This window comes from Bacteroides sp. UBA939 (assembly GCF_002293435.1).
GTDB lineage: Bacteria > Bacteroidota > Bacteroidia > Bacteroidales > Bacteroidaceae > Bacteroides.
This window is the reverse complement of record NZ_DBDF01000007.1, coordinates 1-4,129: the sequence shown is the minus strand read 5'-3', so window position 1 is coordinate 4,129 and position 4,129 is coordinate 1. Positions and strand designations below refer to the sequence as shown.

At 45.5% G+C, this 4,129-nt stretch carries 3 protein-coding genes; 1 reads left to right on the top strand and 2 read right to left on the bottom strand.

Going from position 1 to position 4,129, the window contains the following annotated elements; all coding sequences use genetic code 11:
• Positions 1-195: 195 nt before the first annotated feature.
• Positions 196-1,260 (bottom strand): tyrosine-protein phosphatase, encoded by a 1,065-nt coding sequence (locus B2Z67_RS00650; RefSeq protein ID WP_291527885.1) that lies wholly within the window; start codon positions 1,258-1,260, stop codon positions 196-198.
• A gap of 115 nt (positions 1,261-1,375) precedes the next feature.
• Positions 1,376-2,293: a carbohydrate kinase family protein gene (locus B2Z67_RS00645; RefSeq protein WP_291527884.1), complete on the bottom strand. Its 918-nt coding sequence runs from the start codon at positions 2,291-2,293 to the stop codon at positions 1,376-1,378.
• Between the two features lie 156 nt (positions 2,294-2,449).
• Between B2Z67_RS00645 and B2Z67_RS00640 the strand changes: the two genes are divergently transcribed.
• On the top strand, positions 2,450-3,697 hold the full coding sequence (locus tag B2Z67_RS00640; protein WP_291527883.1) for a M16 family metallopeptidase: 1,248 nt from the start codon (positions 2,450-2,452) through the stop codon (positions 3,695-3,697).
• Positions 3,698-4,129 lie beyond the last annotated feature (432 nt).

Genomic DNA, 4,129 nt, shown 5'->3' with positions numbered 1-4,129 from the left:
AGGAGGAGAACGTACCTTAGTGAAAGAAATCAGAGAAGCTGTCAGCGAAGCTAATAGAGATACTCTTGTGAATCATCAGCTTCGCTAAATTCTCATGTGTTTTATTCCCGTACACTTTATATGTTCATTTTGATGCGCTTGCTCTGGGTTCAGGGCAACGCCAAGTGGGGGATTGAGTAAAATCAAAGCGGTTTCTTAAGGTTTTACCAAAAGCATGCTTTGCAGTTCCTTGATTTCATCCTTGCTAAGTCCGATAGCCCGACTCAGATAAGTATCCACATCGCCATACCTGCGCTCTATTTCTTTCTTCGCAGCGTTCAGGAAATCCTCTCTTGCCGAGTGGATTGTAGTAATGGCCTCTTGCGCACGTGCAGGCAGGGTATACGCGTAGCCGGATGCGCTGGGAATGTTGAAGTAATCGTTGCTGAGTCGATAATCTTCCATAATAATGTCGCTGCTTACGCCGAGAGAAGCAAGTATCAGCGCGGCAACAATGCCGGTGCGTCCTTTGCCGGAAGAGCAATGAATGACAATGGGGTAATTAGCGCTGTTCAGCAGTATATCAAATATCTGGCGATATTGTTTATGGTAGTTCATGACCTGTTCACGGTTCATTCGTTCCACTATCCGGTAGACAGTGTCACTTTTAATTTTGTGTTCCCGGACACCTTTCAGAATATCTTCCATACTTCCTGCTTCGATAGGAATATGTATGATGTTGAAGCCTTGTTGCAATAAATGGTATCTCCTGAGTTCCGATTCCGAACGCAAATCAATAATAGTCTTGATACCTATGTTTTTCAGTTCTCTATACGCATAGTTTTCTATGCTGTCTATCTGTGCTGAACGGTAGAGCATTCCCCAGCGGACTCTTTTCTTTGTCTCGTAAGAAGGATATCCTCCTACATCACGAAAGTTCTGTATGCCGGGTATATTGATATTCCGCGTAGCGGTTTTTACCCGGTATTTGTTATTGAATACAAGGGTGTAATAGTAACGCTTGTCGGGGTTTGTGGTAACAATCGTCATTCGCTGGTCGGCAATGTTGGCGGTAGCAACGGGGGTGTTCTCGGGAATATTCTCGGGGTCGGTCGAAGCATATACCTTTATGTTCCCCTTGAGTACAGGGGTGGTTTCCCACTTTATGATGCTGTTCCCTACGTTGCTTTCTTCACACACCACGGATATGTGCGGAGCAGTGCCGCTACAGGCAGGTAGCAGTGTTACGCAAGCAAGTAAGTTCAACAGATTTTTATACATAGTTTACTTTGTCTGAACATCTGATACAAAGATATGCATTTAAGTGAATTTTGCTACTTTATGGCGCCTGGTTTCACAGAGTTTTTCCTCCTTTAACGAGGATTTAGTTAATTGTTCATAATTGTTTGGCAAACTCGGTCGATATAGAGTTGCTGAAACTGCGGCATACATCCGCCGCAAATTCGATGCCGTAACGTACAACCTTGTCCCATGTAGCTTCGCTTATCCGGCTCAGGTCGCGATAGCGTACGTCGTATTTCAGCAGACCGAAGATGATACCTGCGTTGAAGCTGTCGCCCGCGCCGATGGTACTGACAGCGTCCAACGGCGGGATGGAATATTCCTTTGTGACTGTACCCGTACGCAACGAAATATCTTTGGCTCCGGCAGTACAAAGGAAGTTGGGGCAATAGAATCGGATTTTATCTTTATATATTTTGTCCACTTCGCGCAGATTATACATGAAGAAGAAATCTTCCGTGGAACCGCGTACGATATCAGCGTATTCCAGATTCTCAATAATGGTTGGGGCCAGTTTCATGGCTTCGTCTTTGTGCGAAGAGCGAAAGTTGGGATCATAGTAAACGATTGCTTTCCTCTCGCGCGCCAGTTCCAGCAATTCCAGCACCTTTTCGCGCAACACCGGATTCAGGGCGAAGTATGACCCAATCATCACAATGTCATCCTCTTCGATGCGTGGGAAGAGGACGTCCAGCCTCTGTTTGGGGTAGTCTTTATAAAAGATATATTCCGCGTCGCTTTTTTCATTGAGGTATGCCAGCGATACGGGCGATTTCCCGTCGGGGAACACATTGACATAATCGGTTGATATGCCGTTGTCGCGCATAAATTGCAGGATGGTATTGCCTATCCGGTCATTTCCCGTTTCACTTATAAAGTTAACCGGTACCCCGGCACGTGCCAGAGACACAATGTTATTGAAAACCGAACCTCCCGGTATCGCGATCGTAGGTTGTCCATCGTGAAAGATGATATCGAGAATGGTTTCTCCTATACCGATTACTTTTCGCATATTTTTTTTTCTTTTCCACCCAGGTAGCTACCGTGGTGATGTTTAGGGTATTTTTTATTCTGTTAGTAGATACAGGGCACAAATATCTGCATTTTTCCATAAACGGCAATAAGTTTTATTGTATTTTTGTGCCCTCAATCAGTTTCAAACGTAAGAATGAAGAAGTTAGCACTTTTCCCTTTGCCGGGACATAATCAATATACCTTAGCCAACGGTTTACGAATCATTCACCAGCCATCGTTCTCCGATGTGGCTTATTGTGGTTTTGCCGTCAATGCCGGAACGCGTGATGAACTTGAAAATGAGCAAGGTATGGCTCATTTTGTGGAACATCTCATTTTTAAGGGCACACAGAAACGGAAGGTGTGGCATATACTTAACCGCATGGAGAATGTGGGTGGCGACTTGAATGCCTATACCAACAAGGAAGAAACGGTGATTTACTCAGCCTTCCTGACGGAGCACTTCGGCAGGGCATTCGAATTGCTGGCGGATATTGTATTTCACTCTACGTTTCCGCAGCGTGAGATTGAGAAGGAAACAGACGTTATCATTGATGAAATCCAATCGTATGAAGACACCCCCTCCGAACTTATTTTCGATGACTTCGAAGATTTGATTTTCCGCGGGCATCCGCTGGGACGCAACATTCTGGGCAATCCTGAATTATTGAAAACCTTCCGGAGTGAAGACGCGGCAGCCTTTACCTCCCGTTTTTACCATCCCGGGAACATGGTTTTCTTCGTATGGGGTAATCTGGATTTTAAGCGGATTGTGCGCTGGGCAGAGAAATTGTTGGCGGATATTCCGGCTGTAGCGGTCGAAAACCGTCGCACGCCTCCTCCCGTTTATGTGGCTGAGAATCTCACGGTGTCTAAAGATACCCACCAGGCGCACGTCATGATAGGTAGCCGTGGGTATAATGCGTATAACGATAAGCGTACGGCACTTTATCTTCTGAACAACATTCTTGGCGGTCCGGGCATGAACAGCCGCTTGAATGTGGCTCTGCGTGAGCGCCGCGGGCTTGTCTACAACGTAGAGTCCAACCTTACTTCATACACGGATACCGGCGCTTTCTGCATCTACTTCGGCACCGACCCGGCGGATGTGGATATTTGCGTGCATCAGGTGATGAAAGAGCTTAAGAATCTGCGCAATACAAAAATGACCTCGCAACAACTTGCCATTGCGAAGAAGCAACTCATCGGTCAGATTGGTGTGGCTTCGGACAATAATGAAAGCAATGCCCTGGGTATGGCGAAGACGTTTCTGCATTACGGCAAGTACGAAACCTCCGAAGTTATCTATCAGCGCATCGAAAAGCTCACTCCGGAGATTCTGTTGGATGTTGCGAACGAGATGTTTGCAGAAGACTATCTATCCAGGTTAATCTACCGGTAGGAGATTGCGCTGCAGGCATTGTGCAGGCATTATTCCGCTGTTATTCCGCTGTTGTACCGGCATCATTCCGCCATTGTACCGGCATCATTCCGGTATTGTACCGCCGTTGTACCGGCATTGTACCGGCATCCTGCCGTATCATCCTTTCGCACAATCCCGTGCTTTTATTTATTTAAGTTTTGCATGTTTTTTATCTTGTTGATAATCAGAACTATCTCTATTGATAACCAAGACTATCTCTATTGATAACCAAGACTATCTCTATTGATAATCTGTAATATCTCTATTGATAATCTGTAATATCTCTATTGATAATCAAGACTATCTGTATTGATAATCAAGACTATCTCTATTCTCCTCCTCCTGGGAGGAGGAGTACCCCGTCAGGGGGGAGGTGGTAGGTAAAACAAATACCTATTAATCATAACTCTA

Excerpts from the sequence above, each read along its gene's own strand:
- B2Z67_RS00650 (WP_291527885.1), bottom strand. The coding sequence starts at position 1,260 with ATGTATAAAAATCTGTTGAACTTACTTGCTTGCGTAACACTGCTACCT.
- B2Z67_RS00645 (WP_291527884.1), bottom strand. The coding sequence starts at position 2,293 with ATGCGAAAAGTAATCGGTATAGGAGAAACCATTCTCGATATCATCTTT.
- B2Z67_RS00640 (WP_291527883.1), top strand. The coding sequence starts at position 2,450 with ATGAAGAAGTTAGCACTTTTCCCTTTGCCGGGACATAATCAATATACC.